Origin of the sequence: Inquilinus limosus (assembly GCF_002195995.1) — a bacterium.
GTDB classification, from domain to species: Bacteria; Pseudomonadota; Alphaproteobacteria; order DSM-16000; family Inquilinaceae; genus Inquilinus; species Inquilinus limosus_C.
The window spans coordinates 50753-67917 of record NZ_NHON01000022.1; the positions used below are offsets into that span (position 1 = coordinate 50753).

15 protein-coding genes and 1 tRNA gene are annotated in these 17165 nt (G+C 69.0%); 10 read left to right on the forward strand and 6 right to left on the reverse strand.

Annotated elements, in window-relative coordinates; genetic code table 11:
- Positions 1-212: 212 nt before the first annotated feature.
- Complete coding sequence (locus BWR60_RS13920) at positions 213-1085, reverse strand: Ku protein (RefSeq protein ID WP_088151628.1); 873 nt, start codon at positions 1083-1085, stop codon at positions 213-215.
- A 91-nt stretch (positions 1086-1176) separates the two neighbouring features.
- Between BWR60_RS13920 and BWR60_RS13925 the strand changes: the two genes are divergently transcribed.
- The 5 genes from BWR60_RS13925 to BWR60_RS13945 all read left to right on the forward strand — a co-directional run bounded on the left by BWR60_RS13925 (position 1177) and on the right by BWR60_RS13945 (position 9976).
- Positions 1177-1875, forward strand: a complete 699-nt coding sequence (locus BWR60_RS13925; RefSeq protein ID WP_088151629.1) for an MgtC/SapB family protein — start codon at positions 1177-1179, stop codon at positions 1873-1875.
- 86 nt (positions 1876-1961) lie between these two features.
- Positions 1962-4610 carry a DNA ligase D gene (gene ligD, locus BWR60_RS13930; protein ID WP_088151630.1) on the forward strand — a complete coding sequence of 883 codons (2649 nt, stop codon included), beginning with the start codon at positions 1962-1964 and terminating at the stop codon, positions 4608-4610.
- Between the two features lie 653 nt (positions 4611-5263).
- Entirely contained in the window at positions 5264-7420 is a 2157-nt protein-coding gene (locus BWR60_RS13935; RefSeq protein WP_179221763.1) for a polysaccharide pyruvyl transferase family protein, read from the forward strand.
- Complete coding sequence (locus BWR60_RS13940) at positions 7413-9230, forward strand: polysaccharide pyruvyl transferase family protein (protein ID WP_088151632.1); 1818 nt, start codon at positions 7413-7415, stop codon at positions 9228-9230. Before BWR60_RS13935 ends, BWR60_RS13940 begins: the two co-directional genes overlap by 8 nt.
- Entirely contained in the window at positions 9230-9976 is a 747-nt protein-coding gene (locus tag BWR60_RS13945) for a class I SAM-dependent methyltransferase (protein ID WP_088151633.1), read from the forward strand. The genes BWR60_RS13940 and BWR60_RS13945 overlap by 1 nt, the downstream gene beginning before the upstream one ends.
- 15 nt (positions 9977-9991) lie before the next feature.
- Here the strand turns inward: BWR60_RS13945 and BWR60_RS13950 are convergent, their stop codons facing one another.
- From BWR60_RS13950 to BWR60_RS13965, 4 genes are all read right to left on the reverse strand, one after another.
- Positions 9992-10228 (reverse strand): excalibur calcium-binding domain-containing protein, encoded by a 237-nt coding sequence (locus BWR60_RS13950; RefSeq protein ID WP_088151634.1) that lies wholly within the window; start codon positions 10226-10228, stop codon positions 9992-9994.
- 425 nt (positions 10229-10653) lie between these two features.
- Positions 10654-11241, reverse strand: coding sequence for a PIN domain-containing protein (locus BWR60_RS13955; protein WP_179221764.1), 588 nt, complete (start codon positions 11239-11241; stop codon positions 10654-10656).
- Entirely contained in the window at positions 11225-11674 is a 450-nt protein-coding gene (locus BWR60_RS13960; protein WP_088151636.1) for a helix-turn-helix domain-containing protein, read from the reverse strand. Before BWR60_RS13960 ends, BWR60_RS13955 begins: the two co-directional genes overlap by 17 nt.
- A 338-nt stretch (positions 11675-12012) precedes the next feature.
- A tRNA-Val gene (locus BWR60_RS13965) sits at positions 12013-12087 on the reverse strand.
- 165 nt (positions 12088-12252) lie between these two features.
- On the opposite strand from BWR60_RS13965, the gene BWR60_RS13970 reads away from it, so the two are divergent.
- From BWR60_RS13970 to BWR60_RS13980, 3 genes are all read left to right on the forward strand, one after another.
- Complete coding sequence (locus tag BWR60_RS13970; RefSeq protein ID WP_088151637.1) at positions 12253-13134, forward strand: N-formylglutamate amidohydrolase; 882 nt, start codon at positions 12253-12255, stop codon at positions 13132-13134.
- 30 nt (positions 13135-13164) lie between these two features.
- Positions 13165-13578, forward strand: coding sequence for a VOC family protein (locus BWR60_RS13975; protein WP_088151638.1), 414 nt, complete (start codon positions 13165-13167; stop codon positions 13576-13578).
- A 342-nt stretch (positions 13579-13920) separates the two neighbouring features.
- Positions 13921-14865, forward strand: a complete 945-nt coding sequence (locus BWR60_RS13980) for a hypothetical protein (protein ID WP_088151639.1) — start codon at positions 13921-13923, stop codon at positions 14863-14865.
- 98 nt (positions 14866-14963) lie between these two features.
- Here the strand turns inward: BWR60_RS13980 and nth are convergent, their stop codons facing one another.
- Positions 14964-15602 (reverse strand): endonuclease III, encoded by a 639-nt coding sequence (nth, locus tag BWR60_RS13985; RefSeq protein ID WP_088151640.1) that lies wholly within the window; start codon positions 15600-15602, stop codon positions 14964-14966.
- A 78-nt stretch (positions 15603-15680) separates the two neighbouring features.
- Between nth and BWR60_RS13990 the strand changes: the two genes are divergently transcribed.
- Together BWR60_RS13990 and BWR60_RS13995 are read left to right on the forward strand one after the other, a co-directional pair.
- Positions 15681-16211 (forward strand): DUF2244 domain-containing protein, encoded by a 531-nt coding sequence (locus tag BWR60_RS13990; protein ID WP_179221765.1) that lies wholly within the window; start codon positions 15681-15683, stop codon positions 16209-16211.
- A gap of 41 nt (positions 16212-16252) precedes the next feature.
- Positions 16253-17152 (forward strand): creatininase family protein, encoded by a 900-nt coding sequence (locus tag BWR60_RS13995; protein ID WP_088151642.1) that lies wholly within the window; start codon positions 16253-16255, stop codon positions 17150-17152.
- The last annotated feature ends 13 nt before the right edge of the window (positions 17153-17165 follow it).

A 17165-nucleotide genomic window follows, 5' to 3' on the forward strand; every position in this document is an offset into this window, starting at 1 on the left:
CAATTCTATTTATGCACGCAGAACAACGCGTTGCTTGTTCCGCGAACGGGATCTTCGAACGCCCTCCCCGCCGTCATTGCGAGGAGGCGAAGCCGACGAAGCAATCCAGGGGCCGGTGCGCACTGGCCCCTGGATTGCTTCGCTGCGCTCGCAATGACGGTGTTGAAAATTCCGAGAGGCTCCCGTAGGCGGGAGAGGCAATGTGCGGGCGATCAGCTCGCCTTGCGCCGCCGGGTCGATCGGGCGGCCGGCGTGGTCTTGCCCTTGGCCGTCGATTTGGGCTTCGCCGAAGACTTGCGGCCGGGTTTCGCCGAAGCCCCGGCGCTCTCGCGCAGCGCGGCCATCAGGTCGATGACCTGGCCGCGCTTCGGCGCCGCCGGCGGCTTGATCGTCTCGCCGCGCTGCTTGGCCCGGATCAGTTCCATCAGCGCCGTCTCGTAGCGGTCCTCGAACTTCGCCGGATCGAACCGCCCCTTCTTCTGGCCGATGATGTGCCGGGCCAGGTCCAGCATCTCGCCGGTGATCTTCATGGCCGGGATGTCGTCGAAGGCCTGGGCCTCGTCGCGCATCTCATATTCGAAATGCAGCAGGTTGGCCAGGAAGCCCGGTCCTTCCGGGCACAGCATCACCACCCGGTCGCGCCGGAACAGCACGGTGCGGCCGATCCCGACCGTCCCGGCCTTCTCGCAGGCCGCCCGGATCACCGCGAAGGCCTCGGCCCCCACGGCATCCGCCGGCGCCAGGTAGTAGGGCCGGTCGATGGCGACGCGGTCGACCCGGTCGCGCGGAACGAAGCTCTCGATCTCGATGGTCTTGGTGCTGTCGGGGATCGCGGCCTCGATCTCCTCCTCGGTCAGCACGACATAGCGGTCGGTGTCGACCTCATAGCCCTTCACCTGCTGGTCGCGCTCGACCGGCTTGCCGGTCTCGGCATCGACGAACAGGCGCCGCAGCCGGTGGCCGGTGCGGCGGTTGACCATGTTGAAGTGGATCTCGTCGCCCTCGCCGACGGCGGTGTACAGGGCGACCGGGCAGGACAGGAAGCCCAGCTTCAAGGTGCCTTTCCAGGTCGCGCGCGGTGCCATCTCGTCCTCGGGGCAGCGGATCGGTCCCGGAAGGAACGGGCGGCCGTCCCGCCGGGTTCCTGAATCGCACGTCACCGGAGGGCGCCCGTCAATGCCGCTGGTCCCGACCTGGCCCGATATCCTGCTGCGCCTCGCGCTCGCCACCCTCGCCGGCGCGATCATCGGCTGGAATCGCGAAGCGCATGGCCGCGCGGCCGGGATGCGCACGCATCTGCTGGTCTGCCTCGCGGCAGCCTTCTCGATGGTGCTGGCCAACCAGCTGCTCGCCACCACCGGCAAGGCCGGGGATTCCTTCGTCCGGATGGATGTGATGCGCCTGCCGCTCGGCATCCTGTCCGGCATCGGCTTCATCGGCGGCGGCGCCATCCTGCGCCGCGGCAGCCTGGTGCTGGGCGTCACCACGGCGGCGACGCTGTGGTTCGTCACGGTGATGGGCCTGTGCTTCGGCGCGGCGGAGCTGATCCTGGGCGGCATCGCCTTCGCCATCGGACTGGCCACGCTGTGGGGCCTGAAATGGCTGGAGGAGAGCGTGAGGCAGCAGCGCAAGGCCCGCCTCAGCCTGACCGTGGAGCAGGGGCGGCTGGGCGCCCGCGACGTCGAGGCGGCGCTCGAGCAGGCGGGTTTCCGCATCGTCGCCAGCTCGATCACCGTCCAGCCTGCATCCGGGGTCAGCACCCTGCGCTACGACCTGTTCTGGCGCGGCTACCCGGCCGACAACGGCCTGCCGCCGGCGGTGGAGACGCTGCTGGCCGTGCCCGGGGTGCGGGAGGGCGACTGGGCGCCGCGCTAGAATCGGGCGCCGCGCCAGAAGGGTCTTCCGGAACCGCCGCGTCGCGCGCATCGTTCCCAGGGCGACGCAACTTTCGGGCGAAGGCGATGGCCAGGGACAGCCTGTCGACCTACCGGCGCAAGCGCGACTTCGAGAAGACGGCCGAACCCAGCGACGCGACCGGCGTCGCCGCCTCCGACCGGCTGCGCTTCGTCATCCAGAAGCATGCGGCGACGCGGCTGCATTACGACCTGCGGCTGGAGCTCGACGGCGTGTTCAAGTCCTGGGCGGTGACCAAGGGGCCGTCGCTGGACCCGCATGACAAGCGCCTGGCCGTGGAGGTCGAGGACCATCCGCTGGCCTATGGCGATTTCGAGGGCACCATTCCCAAGGGGCAATATGGCGGCGGCACGGTCCAGCTGTGGGACCGCGGTGTCTGGCAGCCCGAGGGGCGGGCGTCGCCGCAGCAGCAGCTGGCCAAGGGCGAGCTGAAGTTCACGCTGGACGGCGACCGGCTGCACGGCAGCTGGGTGCTGGTGCGGATGAAGCGGGACCGCACCGGCGGCAAGCGCACCAACTGGCTGCTGATCAAGCATCGCGACGAGCACGCGGTGGAAGCCGACGGCGATGCGGTGCTGGCCGAGGACCGCTCCGTCGCCTCCGGCCGGGCCATGGCCGAGATCGCGGCGGGTCGTGGCCGTGGGCCGAAACCCTTCATGCTGGGCGGTGGGGCCTCGGCGCGGTCGGATGCGGTCTGGGATTCGTCCGCCAAGCCGGAGAAGGCGGCGGCCAAGGCGTTCGCGCCGCGGCGGAAGGGGAAGGCCGGCGCCTCGGCGATGCCGGACTTCATCCCGCCGGAGCTGTGCCTCTCCGTCGACCGGCCGCCCGGCGGCAAGGGCTGGGCGCATGAGATCAAGTTCGACGGCTATCGCCTGCAGCTCCGGATCGACGGCGGCAAGGCGACGCTGAAGACCCGCAAGGGGCTGGACTGGACCCATCGTTTCCAGGCCACCGCCGATGCGGCGAAGGGCTGGCCGGACTGCATCATCGACGGCGAGGCGGTGGCGCTGGACGAGGACGGCCATCCGAACTTCCCCGCCCTGCAGGTGGCGCTGTCGGAAGGTCGCAGCCGCGACCTGATCTTCTTCGCCTTCGACCTGCTGCATGAGGGCGACCGCGACTGGCGGCCGGAGCCGCTGTCCGCGCGCAAGGACCGGCTGCGCGCGCTGCTGGAGGAGCAGGGCTGCGATGCCACCACGCCCATCCGCTATGTCGACCATTTCGAGGAGGCGGGCGAGGCCGTGCTGCGCTCCGCCTGCCAGCTGAAACTCGAAGGCATCATCTCCAAGCGCCTCGATTCCGCCTACCAGTCCGGCCGCAGCGATCGCTGGACCAAGGCCAAGTGCCGCGGCGGCGAGGAGGTGGTGATCGGCGGCTGGTCCACCACCGGCAACCGCTTCCGATCCCTGCTGGTCGGCGTCCATCGCGGCGGCCACCTGGTCTATATCGGCCGGGTCGGCACCGGCTACGGCGCCGCCAAGGTCGAGCGGCTGCTGCCGTGGCTGAAGGCGGTCGAAGCCGACACATCGCCCTTCACCGGCGCCGGAGCGCCGCGGAAGGAGCGCGGCGTGCATTGGGCCCGGCCGGACCTGGTGGCCGAGATCGAGTTCGCCGGCTGGACCGGTTCCGGCATGGTGCGGCAGGCCGCGTTCAAGGGTCTGCGCGAGGACAAGCCGGCGGAGGAGGTCGAGGCCGAGGCTCCCGCCCCGGCGGCCGAGACCGAGCTGGCGGAACCGGCGCCCGCCAAGGCGGCGAAGCCGGCCCGTGGCCGGGCCGCCACGGGCAAGGCGACGGTGCTGGGCGTGGCCCTGTCCAAGGCCGACAAGGCGCTGTGGCCCGATGCCGGCGACGGCGAGCCGGTCACCAAGCTCGACTTGGCGCAGTATCTCGAGGCGGTCGGCGCCTGGATGCTGCCGCATATCCAGGGCCGGCCCTGCTCGATCCTGCGCGCGCCGGACGGCATCGGCGGCCAGGTGTTCTTCCAGCGCCACGCCATGCCCGGCACGTCCAGCCTGCTGTCCCTCGTCAAGGTGGCGGGCGACCGCAAGCCCTATCTGCAGATCGACCGGGTCGAGGGGCTGGCCGCGGTGGCGCAGTCCGGCGGGCTGGAGCTGCATCCCTGGAACGGATGGCCCGGCCAGATCGACCGGCCCGGCCGCCTGGTGTTCGACCTCGATCCCGGCCCCGGCGTCGCCTTCGACGCGGTGGTCGAGGCCGCCCGGGCCTTGAAGGACCGGCTGGAGGCCATCGGCCTCGTCCCCTTCTGCAAGACCACCGGCGGCAAGGGGCTGCATGTGGTGGCGCCGCTGGCCGCGCCCCGCGGCGGCGGGCCGGACTGGGCGGAGGCGAAAGGTTTCGCCAAGGAGGTCTGCGTGCGCCTGGCCGGCGACGCGCCGGACCGCTACGTCGTCAACATGGCCAAGGACAAGCGCCGCGGCCGGATCTTCCTCGACTATCTGCGCAACGACCGGATGTCGACCGCGGTGGCGCCGCTGTCGCCGCGGGCCCGGCCGGGGGCGACGGTGTCGATGCCGCTGACCTGGGACCAGGTGCGGAAGGGGCTCGACCCCAAGCGCTACACGATGCGCACCGCGCCCGGGCTGCTGGCGAAGGGCTCCGCCTGGGATGGCTATGATGACGCGGCGCGGCCGCTCGCCGATGCGGTCCGGCGCCTGGAGCGCAAGGCGGCGGCCTGACCCCCCGAGGGGAAGCTTGTAATTCCCAGGCCGACGCCAGAGATCGGTAATTTTCCTGGGAAGATTTAGCAGTGAAAGCTTGCCGCATCTGCCGCTTCGTCCTAGCATAGGAAACTGAGCGGAGGTTCTTCGGTCAAGAACTGATAAAAGCCGTGTGCCGCAATTGCGCAATTATGAGACAAATAAAATAAATTGCGATCCATATTACCAATGAAATCAGCAGACGAATTACTGGTTGCGCCCTTAGATGAACGGTGTCAAAAGGAATGGGTGGCCTGCGGCCGACTAACCCCAAGGCTAGGTGTTAAAACCTGCCTGGCGTGTGGTGCTTCAATGCCATTACGCCTCATCTGGGATCTCAACCCCGGGGAAGCGGTCGCGATCATCGGTCTGTCCCGGCGATGTCCGGACGGCCGGTCGAGATGCCGCGTGCCTGAGTGAAGGGGAATCAGATGGAAACGAGCGACCGCCGGCGTCCCAGACCGAGACACGACGCCCCGTAGCGCCGACTTCCGCGCTTTCCAGAGATGACGGCCACTCAACCCGTCCGGCCAGGGCCCGGCGGGCGGCGGACTCCCTTGTCCGCGTTTCGCCGGATGTCTGGAAGGCTGTCCGAGACCCCCCTTTTCCAACCGGATTCCTGGAGGGGCCCCGTGGATAAGCACCACAAGGACATGATCGCGGCGCTGAAGCTTGCGTCGGGCGATGAAGTCCTCGTTCCGGACTATCTGTTCGAAGCCCTGTCGAATGCCCTGGCCAATGCCCGGATCATTCCGTACAGCGCCGTGACCCAGCTGAAATCGCCGATCCCGGACTACGCGATCGTGCACAAGGGGCTGATGCCCCGCCTGCCGCGGCAGGTGCTGCAGGCGCTGGTGATCCATGGCGATGTGCTGCACGCCAACGAGGTCTTCGTCGTCTTCGCCCGGCACGCCGCCGGCGCCGCCCGCTCGGCGCTCGACGTCACCCGGCGCCGCCACTCCCAGCCGGTGCTGGACTACGTCAAGCGCGACACCGGGGTGCGGCAACGACACGCCGATCGGCGGGCGGTGGTGGTCTCCGCCTTCGGCGTCGGCAATGTCGGCGACGACGCGGTCAGCTTCGGCGCCCGCGAGGTGCTGTACCGCAACGGCTTCGACCAGGTCGACCTGGTCGGTCCCAACCCGGACTATGCGGTGATCGACAGCGCCGACCTGGTGGTGATCGGCGGCGGCGGGCTGCTCTACGACAGCAGCTTCAGCAACGTCTCGAACTACACCGCGCCGATCCGCTACGCCTATGAGCGCGGCATCCCCTCCGCCGTGCTCGGCGTCGGCACCCAGGGCATCCGCACCACGCTCGGCGCCGCCGCCTTCAAGGACGCGCTGTCCCTGGCGCGGCTGGTCACGGTGCGCGAGCGCAGCGACGCCACCCTGCTGACCGAAACCGTCGGTCTGAAGAACGTCCACACCACCGGCGACCTCGCTCTGCTGCTGGCCGACGGGCCACGGCCGGTGCCGGTGCGGCGCGACCCCGGCCTGGCCGTTCTCTCGCTCAGCCACAGCCTGGAGGGCTGGCTGGCCAAGCGCGACAGCACCATCGATGCCTATCTCGACGAGACGCTCGACTCGCTCGGCCGGGGGTATAACAAGGTGATCGGCGTCGTCCATTCGGTCGATGACGAGGCGATCTACGAGCGGCTGCGGCAGCGGCGCGAGATCCAGGTGGTCAAGGCGGCGGATTACGACGTCTCGGCGGTCATGGATCTCTACGGCTCGGCCGGGCTGGTGGTCAGCTCGCGCTTCCACGGGCTCCTGTTCTCGGTGATGGGCCGGACGCCGCTGATCCAGGTCTGCGGCCCGACCAGCAAGAGCGGCCGGGCCCTGGCCGAGCGGTTCCCGTCGCTGACCCGGGCCGCGATCCTGCTCGACGCCGCCAACCGCAACCTGCGCATCGGCGACGCCATCGAGTTCGTGCAGCCGGTCAACGACGAGGAGCGGGCGGCGGCGATCGCCGGCGCGCGCGACAATGTCGACCAGTTCGCGGCCGCCTTCGACCGCAAGCCGGTGGTCGCGGTGGAGGCGCTGGCGATCGACCCCCCGCCGGCGGCGAAGGCCCTGCCGGCCTTCGATGAGGCCGACGCGCCGCCTGCCGCCGCGGAGCCGTCGAAGAACCAGGAGATCGTGCTGCCGGACCATGTCGTCGTCCGGACGTCCGATGCCGTGCAGCTGGCGGTGCCGGTCGACGGCGCCGAGGTCGAGCTGCAGGAGATCGAGGCCCGGCGCTGGCGCAACAGCACCCTGGCCTGCGCCGCCAAGGTGCTGAAGCCCGGCGACAAGGTGGTCGATCTCGACCCCGGCTTCCTCTACTTCGCCTCCGCCTTCGGCAGCCTCGTCTCCAGGGCGGGGTCGGTGTCGGTGGCCTATGAGAAGAGCAAGGGCGAGCCGATCCTGCAGCAGTACCGGGCCCTCAACGGCCAGGGCGACCAGGCGGCGATCGAGCTGTGCGACGCGGCCGACCCGAAGCAGCTGTCGCAGGCCTGCGACGCCGCCGCCCTGGTGCGGCTGCGCCTGTCGGGCCAGGCGGCGCGCGACCGGGCCGATTGCGTCCGCGCCATCCGGTCGCGCTCGCCGCATGTGATCCTCGAGGCGCCGGACCTGCCGGCGGTGCGCAACGCCATCGACGCCTTCCTCGGCTCCGAGATCGCCCGCGAGGGGCGGCGCATCTTCACCATCGCCGAGTCCGACCTGGTCGAGCGGCCGATCTACGAGATCAGCCAGCTCGACGAGACCACCCTGCTGCTGCAGCTCGAGGATTCCCACCATGGCTAAGGAAGCCGTCGTCGTCAGCTTCTATGGCGGCAAGCAGTACTATTACGACTCGGCCTACAACCTGGCCGAGGACTGCAAGAAGCTCGACATCGAGCATGATTTCGAGGAGGTGAAGCTCGGCCCCGATGCCAACTGGGCCGATATCTGCCGCTACAAGGTCAACTATTATTCCCGCAAGCTGGAGGAGTACAAGCGGCCGATCATCTGGGTCGACATCGACACCCGGATCATCAAGCGGCCGGACCCGTTCCTGAACTGCGAGAGCGACTTCGCGGCCTTCCTGCGGAACTTCAAGTACTTCCGGGAGTACGACCCGTTCATCTTCGCGCGGACGTTCCACCCCGGGTTCCTGTTCTTCAACTACACGACCCCGGTGCGGCGGCTGCTGGAGCAGCTGGTGGAGCTGGAGAAGACCAGCAAGGAGCGCGGCACCGACGACTATTTCTTCGAGGAGGCCTGGCGGGCGCATTCCGAGCAGCTGCAGGTCACCCTGCTGCCGCCCAAGCGTCTGGCCTGGGGCGAGAAGCTGGGCGCGGCCGATGCCTGGTTCTCCTTCGGCGACAGCGGCAATGTCCGCGACTTCGTCAAGGAGGTGGCGCAGCACGACGCGCCGATCCTGGAGCCGACGCGCCAGTACCGCGTGCTGAAGGCCATCTCCGAGCAGGAGCTGAAGGCCGGCAAGATGCAGAACGCCGCGGTCTATCTGAAGAAGATGACCGAGCTGGACCCGTCGCAGGACGACCCGCTGAACACCCTGGCCCGCGTCGCCCGCCGGCAGGAGGGCGAGCAGGCGGCGCTTGCCCTCTATGAGGGCCGCATCGGCCAGCTGCGGCAGGAGGGCGAGTACAGCGACCGCCTGTCCACCCTGCTGCAGCGCGTCGTCGATTTCTGCATCGAGTTCCATCTGCCGGAGGAGGGCCAGCGCTACGCCCATGAGCTGGCCGGGCACGGCACCGCGAAGGCCAAGGCCTTCGCCCAGGGCCGGATGCTGCGGCTGGGGCTGGAGGAGCGGGCCAAGGCCGGCGGGCTGCCGCTGAAGCAGCGGCCGCTGCTGTGGTGGATGGAGCAGCCCTATCCCGGCAATTTCGGCGACATCCTGAACCCCTACATCGTCGAGAAGCTGACCGGCCGCGCGCCGCGCTGGGTGGCGGCGGGCAGCGGCGCCCTCGTCATCGGCTCGGTGATCAAATTCGCCAAGAAGGGCACGCCGGTCTGGGGCACGGGCAGCCCGCGCCTGACCGACAAGCTGCATCCGCAGGCGGTGTACAAGGCGGTGCGCGGCCCGCTGACCCGGCGCCTGGTGCTGGACAGCGGCGGCCAATGCCCGCAGGTCTATGGCGATGTCGCGCTTTTGCTGCCGCAGCTGTACCAGCCGAAGGGCACCAAGAAGCACAAGCTCGGCCTGATCCGGCACTTCACCCATGTCGCGGCGCCGCTGGAGGTGCATCCGGACGTCAAGGTGATCGACATCATGCGCGGCTCCTATGACGGCATCGAGGCCTTCCTCGACGAGATCTCGGAGTGCGAGCACATCATCTCGACCTCGCTGCACGGCCTCATCGTGGCGCAGGCCTACGGCATCCCGGTCGGCTGGGCGGTGATGTCGACCAGCGAGACGCAGATCCCGGGCGGCAACACCAAGTTCGAGGACTATTTCGCCTCTGTCGGGCTGAAGGATGTCGAGCCCTTCGACCTGGCGGAGCTGGGCACGGTCACGCCGGACCACGCGCGGCTGTGCACCTATGTGCCGGAGCGGATGCCGGACCTGGCGGCGCTGCGCCAGGCCTGCCCGTTCCCGCTGGCGGCCTGATGGGGGAACCCGGACCGGCGCCGCTGGCCGTGGTCCGCCGCAAGCGGGACACGGCCTTCCTGACCGAGGCGCGGGTGGCGGAGCTGATCCGCCCCCGCCCCTTCGGCCGGGAGCGGCTGATCGCCGAGCGCGCCCGGCTGACGCAGGAGATGGGGCCGCTCGACCTGTGGGAGGGCTATCGCGACTTCACCGCGGCCGACGACAGCTTCAAGCGCTCCAGCAACAGCGTCCGCACCAGCCACAAATACGGCCGGGTCTATGTCCAGCTGGCGCGCCGCTACCGGCCCTGGACGGTGGTCGAGATCGGCACCGCCTTCGGCGTCTCCGGCATGTACTGGCTGGCCGGCCTCCAGGCCAACCGCCGCGGCCGGCTGGTGACCTTCGACCCGAACCGGCAGTGGCAGGAGATCGCCCGCGCCAACCTGGCCGCGGTCAGCCCGCGCTTCACCGCGGTCGCCGACACCTTCGAGGCCGGGTTCGAGGCGGCCAAGATCCGCTTCGGCCGGCCCGGCATCGCCTTCATCGACGGCATCCATGTTGGCGACATCGTCAAGGCGCAGGCGGAGCAGCTGATCGGCCGCCTGGCCAGCCCCTGGATCCTGGTCTTCGACGACATCCGCTTCAACGACGGCATGTATCGCTGCTTCCGCGAGATCGAGCAGGCGGCGGGAGTGGTATCGGCCGTGGAGATCGAGTCCCGGGTGGGGATCTTGGAGGTGGATCCGGCGACCGGTGCCCCGTCCTGACCTGAAACCGGCGGATCAGGGTGCCCAGGGTTCGCAGGCGATTCCGTCGCCATCCCGGTCGTGCCGGGCATAATAGCCCGGCTCGCCGGCCCGGGCCGGCGCCAGTTCGACCCATCGGGCCATGGCGCAGTTCGGAAAGGCCGCCAGATGCCGGATCGTCGGCCCCGGCGGCCATGGGCTGTTCATGAAGCCGCCCATGACGAGCCCGGCCGTCACCAGCAGCGGCGGGGCCATGCGGACCAGCCACCGCATCCATCGTCGACGCCGCTCGGCGCGTTCCAGGCGCGACGTAACCGCCTGAAACCGCCGCCTCAGCTTCCGGGCTTCAACCTCCGGATCGCGACCTGCCATGCCCAAGGCATCGCTCCCGCCCTTGACCCGACAAGATGGTGGCGGGAGGTCGCCGTGCCTCGCCAGCCGAATCTCGGTCCACTGCACCCTGCCAGACCAGGACAACGTTCCGGTCGAGGATTCAGAGCGGGTTGGGCAGGCCCAGCCCAGTTGCCGCCTGCGCGGGGCGTCGAACTGGAGCCGGGACAACCGCCGTGAAAGGGCAGCGCCCCTCCGGAGAGCACTCCCTTCACACGGGAGGGAGCGCGTTTAATCCCTGTCGCCAGCCGCCGTGGGCCGCCCCGCATCTCCACCCATCGCTCCTGAACGACTGGGCTCCTCTGTTGCTAGAGTATAGTGGCATAGGGTCTCAGTGCTGCTACCGTTTTCGGCAGCGACTGAGCCTCAAGTGTGGCGAGATATTCTTCCGCGGTTTTGGGAGGCGCCTTTAGCCGCCGTAGGCATCTCTGGGCGGCTATCACGACTGTGTATTCCCGAAGATCGAATTGAAAGCTTATGAAGTCATCCGGGTGGATCGCTTCTAGATCGAAGCGCGCCAGTTCTGCAGCTGGGAAGTCCTTCAAATTGAAAGTGATTATGGCATTGGCGCGAGCTTGAATAGCGGCGGCAACCACATGCCGATCATCCGCGTCTGGAAGATTAATTAACGGGATCAGGTGCTCGTATCCCTCAACCAGACAATCTGGGGCGTGCCTATTCATAAGGGCACACGTGCGCTCCAGCTTTTCACGGGTCAGGTCCGGCCGATCAAGAAGAAGGTTTCGCATCCATTCATCGTGAATGGCCGCGGTCCACCTGGCTCGGAAGAGCTCCGCCGTCGCCAACTCCATGAGGAGATCCTGCAATGGAGCGGGATAGAGGCAACACGCATCATAGACGACGGCGAAGTGCGTCAAATCAATAGCCCATTCCAAGTTCCTGTGCCTGAGCCGCCAGCTCTTCGAGAGCCTTAGCCCGACCAGCGGAAACCTGCTCCTTGAATGCCCTCAAATCTCTGAACCGCACTCGGCGGTGTGAGCCCACCTTGTGAAATTTGATTTCCCCAGTCTCGAGCAGCTTAACCAGGTGCGGCCTGCTCACGTTGAGATAGTCGGCCGCTTCCTGGGTTGTCATCTCTGCATGAATAGGGATTAGCGTCACGGCATTGCCGTGTGAGATTTCGGTCAGCAGATGAGTGAGAAACTGCCGCACCGCCTTTGGCAGGGGCAACTCCTGGCCATCGTTCAGATGGACGCGGAACTCTTCCTCGGGCCGCTTAGAAGCCAAGATTCGGCTCGATTCAGCGGCCAGCTTGGCATCCTCTTCGGACGGCACGATGGTATCCGGCTTTTCGAGCAAAGCGTTCATTGAGCGGAGCCTCTGAGTGCACTTTTTTGGGTGTCATGGCGTAGCGCACCGTCTGAGCCCATACGCTTCCCTCCCTTATCGGCCGCTTATCAGTTGCGACTTTCTGTCAGTTATATATGTTCAGATGAGATAAACGCAATATCCGAAACGGAGTGTGCGCCCATGGGCCGGCCATCCCGGTGGTTGCCGAGTTGAGCCTGCACGCGAACAAACGTCGAAAACCGGTGTGCCTAAAACGTGCCAATGCGTCAGCGCGCTCCAGCGCTGTTCTGCGCGGAACCGCGGATCCCCCCCGGGGGGAGGCCACGCCAAGCTCTCTGATCTGCCTGGAGGTCCGGTGGTGGGCGCGACTGGGATTGAACCAGTGACCCCTACGATGTCAACGTAGTGCTCTCCCGCTGAGCTACGCGCCCGTTACCGGGAAGGGCGACCGGAAGCCGGTCGTCCGCGGGGAGCGCCCATGTAGCATCATCGACCGGGGGGTGCAAGCATCAAACCGAGCCCGCTGCCGAACAGGCCCACCGGCCGCAGCGACAGCCGCCGTCGACAGCCCGGGGGCGCTGGGATATGACGGTGATATGGATGGTCAAGTCGCCTCGCAGTCGCCGGCGTCCGACGCGGTGGCGATCGCCCTGCCGCAGGATCGGCGCCTCCCGGTGGTGGTCGCCTCGCCGCATAGCGGCCGCGACTATCCGCCGTCGTTCCTGGCCGCGGCGAAGCTCGACCCCCACACCCTGCGCCGCTCCGAGGACGGCTTCGTCGACCAGATCTTCGGCCAGGTGCCGGAGCGCGGCGCGCCGCTGCTGCGCGCTTTGTTCCCGCGCGCCTTCCTCGACGTCAACCGCGAGGCCTATGAGCTCGACCCCGAGATGTTCGACGACGCGCTGCCGGGCTGGGTCAACACCCGCTCGCCGCGGGTCGTCGCCGGGCTCGGCACCATCGCCCGCATCGTCGCCCAGGGGAAGGACATCTATCGCGGCAAGCTGCGCTTCGCCGAGGCAGTGGAGCGGGTGGAGCATTTCTACACCCCGTACCATGCCACGCTGCGCCGGCTGGTCGACGAGACCCGCGCCGCCTTCGGCCATGTCGTCCTGATCGACGCCCATTCGATGCCGTCGCAGGGCGCCTCGCGCACCCCCGGCGGCCGCGCCGTCGACGTCGTGCTGGGCGACTGCTACGGCAGCTCCTGCGCCGCCGCGGTAACCGAGGCGGCGGAGCAGTGGCTGGCCGGCCGCGGCTATGCCGTCACCCGCAACACGCCCTATGCCGGCGGCTTCACCACCCGGCATTACGGCCGGCCGCGTGCCGGCATCCATGCGCTGCAGGTCGAGCTGAACCGGGCCCTCTACATGGACGAGGCGACGCTGTCGCCGACCAGGGGCCTGGCCCGGCTGACCACCGACATGACCGATTTCGCCGCCGCCCTCGGCGCCCTCGAGGCGGAGGCGCTGACGCGGTAGCGGGCGGCGGGCAGAGGGGGAGGGGACGCCATGGCGCTGCTGGTCAATATCGACGTGCCGGATCTCGAGGCCGGGGTCGCCTTCTACGCCGCGGCCTTCGGCCTCACGGTCGGCCGCCGCTTCGGCGGCGAGGTGGTGGAGCTGACCGGCTGGCCCGCGCCCCTCTATTTGCTGCGCAAGGCGGCCGGCACGATCGGTGCCGGCGACAGCCGCCGCGACTACGCCCGGCACTGGACGCCGGTGCATCTCGACGTGGTGGTGGACGACATCGCGGCCGCGCGGGGGCGGGCGGTCGCGGCCGGCGCCGTGGCCGAGGGCGAGATCCGCACCGCCGCCTGGGGCCGGCTGGCGCCGCTGGCCGATCCGTTCGGCCATGGGCTCTGCCTCATCCAGTTCCTCAACCGCGGCTATGACGAGATCGCCGATCCGAGAGACCGTCCGTAGATGCACCTGGCGCGGCCGTCTGACGACGGTTTCTGTGCTTCCGGTGCTCACGCACCAATGTGCGCTGCGCTCCGGTTCTCGAAACCACCGCCAGCCGACTCTCGCCAGCGCATTTCCAAACGGTCTCTGATCACTGCCGCGGCGACGGCGGCTATGACGCCCTGACCGGCGGCGGCCGGGGCCCGATCCCGCGCCTGCGGCGAACATGACGGTTCAGCCTTTCCTTACTTTCCTGTAAGGATGGCGGCGCTGGCATCAAGCCGGCCGCCGGCGGCGCTCGACGTCGCCCGGAACGGCAGGGCAGGGAACTTCTTCCGTCCAACCGAGGGAGAGCGGGCGAGGATGGGTCTCGAATTCATCAACGTCATTTCCACCAAGCGATCCGGCCACCACGCCTTCGTGCGCTGGCTGCGGCAGAACCGGGACACGCCGGCCGCCTTCGTCAACAACGTCGTGATCGGCGAGCCGATCCGGGCGCATCTGCGCACGGTCAGCGGCCCGGCGGCGCGCGGCAAGGGCGCGAACGGCACCTCGATCTTCAACTATGAGGGCGTGACGCGGCTGGGGCTCGAAGCCGCCTGGCAGATGCAGCGCGCGACCGGCGGCCAGCGGGTGGACCTGCTGTTCCTGCGCGACCCGCTGAACCTCACCGCCAGCCTGATGCACCGCAAGCGGCTGGCCCGGCTCGACCTGGTGATGATCCTGCGCCAGCTCTTCGCCGAGCGCGACTGGCTGAAGGCCTATGCCGAAGGCGCCGTGCCAGGCCTGTCGCTGATCGGCTACAATGCCTGGGTCCTGGATGCGGACTACCGGCAGCGGGTGGCGGACCGGCTGGGGCTGCGCTCGGCCGAGCGTGTCGCCGCCGTCACCCGCCACGGCGGCGGCAGCTCGTTCAAGGATCTCGCCAGCGTCGGCGACGACGAGGCCCGGCGCCTGACCACGCGCTGGCATGGCTATCGCGACGACCCGCTGTTCGGTGCGGTCCTGACCCATCCCCGGCTGCTGCCCTGGTTCGAGGCCGCGCTGGCGGGGGAGATCACGGATTCCTTCGGCGCGACCCTGGCCGACCCGCACGGCCTGGCCCATCTGCGCGCGGTCGCCCGCGCCCGGCCGCGGCAGAGCTATGCCGACCGCATGATCGATGCCCTGTCGGACCGGCAGGAGCTGTTCCACGGCATCGAGAGCGGCAGCTCCGTCGTCAAGAAGATCGGCATTGCCCGGGCCCATCTGGCGGTCCTGGCCGGACCGGGCCGCGCCGCGAGCCAGCGGGCGGGATCCGCCGCCTGAATCCCAGGCGGGATGTGATCGCTCGCTCGGCTTCGGCGCCTGGTTCGGCCCGCTGGCCCATCGCCTCCATGCCTAGGCGAGGCAGCCTTCGCTGTCTCTCAGGCGGGGATGGTCTTCTCCGGCCATTCGCACAGATCGGCGACGACGCAGGTCTCGCACAGCGGCCGGCGCGCCTTGCAGGTGTAGCGGCCGTGCAGGATCAGCCAGTGATGCGCGTGCAGCTTCCAGCGGTCGGGCGTCACCCGCTCCAGCACCTTCTCCACCGCGTCCGGCGTCTTGCCCTTCGCCAGGCCGGTGCGGTTGCCGACCCGGAAGATGTGGGTGTCGACGGCGATGGTCGGCTCGCCGAAGGCGACGTTCAGCACCACATTGGCGGTCTTGCGGCCGACGCCCGGCAGCGCCTCCAGCGCCTCCCGGTCGCGCGGTACCTCGCCGCCATGCTGCTGCAGCAGGATCTGCGACAGGGCGATGACGTTCTTCGCCTTCATGTTGTAAAGGCCGATGGTGCGGATGTAGCGCGACAGCCCCTCCACCCCCAGCGCGGCGATCTTCTCGGGCGTGTCGGCCACGGCGAACAGCGGCCCGGTCGCCTTGTTCACCCCGACATCGGTGGCCTGGGCCGACAGCACCACGGCGACCAGCAGGGTGAAGGGACTGCTGTATTGCAGCTCGGTCTGTGGCTCCGGCATGCGGGCGGCGAGTCGGGCGTAGAAGGTGTCGATCGCGGCTGGCTTCATGCGCCGCAGCCTAGCGAGGCCATGCGGGCGGCGCCATCGGCCATTGCCACAGTGCCGTCGCGGACTATGCTCACAGTCATGCGCAGCAGCAGCCTCACCCGGATCGGCGCCCATGGCGGCGCCATGGAGGATCGCGGACCGGTCCTGTTCGAGCGGCTGCTGCGGCCGAAGCGCAGCCTGGGGCCGGTCGGCTTCTGGCTGGTGATCGGCGTGGTCGGCGTCACCAGCCTGTTCAACGGCGTCTTGTTCCTGATGCTCGGCGCCTGGCCGGTGTTTGGCTTCTACGGGCTCGACGCGCTGCTGCTGTTCGTCCTGATGCGGCTGAACCTGCGCCGGGCCGGACGCAGCTGGGAAAGCCTGCGCCTGACCGCCGACCGGCTGGTGGTGGAGCATGGCGACCATCGTGGCGTGTCGCACCGGATCGAGCTGCAGCCCTACTGGCTGCGGGTGTCGGTCGACCGCAGCGAGGTCGGGCAGAACCGGATCACCCTGACCAGCCACGGCCAGCGCTTCGCCATCGGCGGCTTCCTCGCCCCCTCCGACCGCGATCATCTGGCGCGCGACCTGTCGGCGGCGCTCGACCGGCTGCGCGGCGGCGTCCAGGATTGACTGCTGCCCCGTGGTCCCCGGGCCGCGAACGGAGGGATGCGATGGACGAGGTCCGCTGGGAGCGGATGTTCCCCGATCAGCTGGAGCGCCGCTTCGCCGAGGCGCCGGTCTTGTACCTGACCTACGGCCTGTGCGAGCCGCACGGGCCGCACAACGCGGTCGGGCTCGACGCCCTGAAGGCGCACGGCATCGCCTGCGCCGCGGCCCGGCGCGGCGGCGGCATCGTGGCGCCGCCGGACTACTGGCACATCCACGAGGTCGGCGACTACGCCATCTGGTCCCGCGCCCATGTCGGGGAGGTGGCGCGCGACTGGCTGACGGCGCTGCCGCCCTGGCAGCATTTCAAGAACATCTGCTACCAGCTGCGCGCTGCCGACCGGATCGGCTTCAAGGCGGTGATCCTGCTGACCGGCCATTACGGCCAGAATTACCGCGACCTGAAGACCATGGTCGGGCTGGTCCAGCCCCATATCGGCGCGCGGCTGCTGTCGCTGCCGGATTTCGAGGCCGACCGCGAGGGCATCGACGGGCAGGGGCCGTCGCGCGGCGACCATGCCGGGCGGATCGAGACCTCGCAGCTCTGGGCGGTCGAGCCGGATTGCGTCGACGTCTCGCGCCTGCCGCCGGCGGGCGAAGCCGGGCCGCATTTCGCCATGGGGCCGGACGCGCCGCTGTCCAGCCGCCGTGACGGCGAGGCGATGGTGGCGCGCCAGGCGGCCTGGCTGGCCGACCGGGCGCGGGAGCTGCTGGCCGCCCATGACCAAGTCCGGCCGACCGCCCGGCTGATGGGCTTCCGCGATGTCGAGTGGCTGTGGGATGCGGTGGTGGCGCCGGCGCTGCCGGGCTTCCTGACCATGCAGCGCGACGGCACCGGCCAGGGCCGGTCCGTGCCGCCGGACAGCCGCTGGCACCTGAACTGGCTGGCGGCGGAGGAAGGCTGACCGCAACTTCCGG